The organism is Bacillus sp. P14.5, from assembly GCF_003316765.1.
GTDB lineage: Bacteria > Bacillota > Bacilli > Bacillales > Bacillaceae_B > Rossellomorea.
Genome location: NZ_NIJF01000110.1, coordinates 1 through 1,346, shown reverse-complemented (window position 1 = coordinate 1,346; position 1,346 = coordinate 1). Strand labels below are relative to the sequence as shown.

Annotated in this window: 2 protein-coding genes and 1 pseudogene; 2 read left to right on the top strand and 1 reads right to left on the bottom strand. The window is 41.0% G+C overall.

From position 1 onward, the window contains the following. Nucleotides 1–72 precede the first annotated feature (72 nt). Entirely contained in the window at nucleotides 73–432 is a 360-nt protein-coding gene (locus tag B9Z54_RS21850) for a hypothetical protein (RefSeq protein ID WP_113930473.1), read from the bottom strand. A gap of 280 nt (nucleotides 433–712) precedes the next feature. Here B9Z54_RS21850 and B9Z54_RS21845 point away from each other — a divergent pair, with 280 nt between their 5' ends. Continuing rightward, nucleotides 713–1,096, top strand: coding sequence for a hypothetical protein (locus B9Z54_RS21845; protein WP_113930472.1), 384 nt, complete (start codon nucleotides 713–715; stop codon nucleotides 1,094–1,096). Further along, a pseudogene (locus B9Z54_RS25055) lies at nucleotides 1,011–1,346 on the top strand (hypothetical protein); the annotation flags it as partial. The gene B9Z54_RS21845 and the pseudogene B9Z54_RS25055, both read left to right, overlap by 86 nt.

The window sequence follows — 1,346 nt, the reverse complement described above, 5'->3', positions numbered from 1 at the left end:
TCTACTACTAATTTAGAGCCCCGGTTGGAGCGGGAGCAAAAGCATCGCCCCGTAGAAAAATACAGTGAAAAATCAACACCGGTCGAAAGAACCGTGATGGTTTTGGCGAGTCGCCCCTGCCATAAAGCTCGCCGTCGTCACGACGAACAAGTAAATCCCGACATACATAAAGATGAGTTGCGGGATGACCTGCCAAACCTGAGCATCGTTCGATGAGTTGAACCAGGCGACGAATACGAGGGCGTACAGGATGAACGCGACAATACCGACACCGACACCGATGAGCGGTGAGACGCGGTCAAACCAATTGTCCTCACGTTGGAACCGCTGAAACAGAGCCACACTGATGAAGACAAACAACGCGAATACGAGAAGCGACAACACGAGTGGCTCAAGCGGGACGAAACTCGCGACAATCGCGACAATAAGCATCAATAACCAAATTATTTTTCCATTTGAACACCTCGTTTGTCAGTATAACAAACAGACGTCTCATTTGGAAAACAAATTCCACATGCAGCCAATCATTAGTTTAAAACGATAAAACACTCAATATAGAAGTTAAAGATAGATATTTTGTAATAAAAATTCTCCAAAGCAATGTTTTCTGTCGAACGAATTCATAGTATATTCTTTTAAATTAAAGGGTAAATTCTTAAAAAGAGTTATAATTTATATGTGATTATTAACTATTTTTAGGAGGCGTTTTAGAATGAAATTTTATGAAAAGACATGGTTTACCGTTCTTACGTTACTCTTATTTTTCCCACTAGGGCTATTCCTAATGTGGAGGTATCAAAAGTTCAATAAAGCAGCACGTATTATTATTAGCATTTTCTTTGGATTCCTGATTGTCAGTAACCTCTTCGGCGAATCAGACACTAATCAATCCAGAACGACTGTTATAAGTGAAGATGAGGTTGTAGATGTGGAAGCTGATACTGAAGATCCCACTGCCGAAGAAGTAGCGGAAGCCGAACAAGCAGAAAGAGAAGAACAAGAAAAAGCTGATGCTGAGGCCGCCAAGAAGGCGAAAGAGGAGGAAGCAGCTCGTAAAGCTGCTGAAAGAAAAACGAAAAGAAGAACTATCTCTTAGCGGATCAGGGCAACAGGCTACTAACAAATTCACTTTGGAAGATGGCTTTGTAATTATCGAGTCTACCCATAATGGGTCACGAAACTTCATTATGCAACTGCTCGATGAAAATGGAAATCAGGTCGAATTGATTACCAATACAATTGGAACTTATAATGGATCACAAGTTTACCCCATTTCCGCTGGTACTTATCAATACAATGTAAATGCTGATGGTGCTTGGACAATCGAAATGAGTCAATCAATTCCA

Bases quoted from the DNA above. Each gene is read 5' to 3' on its own strand.
- B9Z54_RS21845 (WP_113930472.1), top strand. From the start codon at position 713: ATGAAATTTTATGAAAAGACATGGTTTACCGTTCTTACGTTACTCTTA.
- B9Z54_RS21850 (WP_113930473.1), bottom strand. From the start codon at position 432: ATGCTTATTGTCGCGATTGTCGCGAGTTTCGTCCCGCTTGAGCCACTC.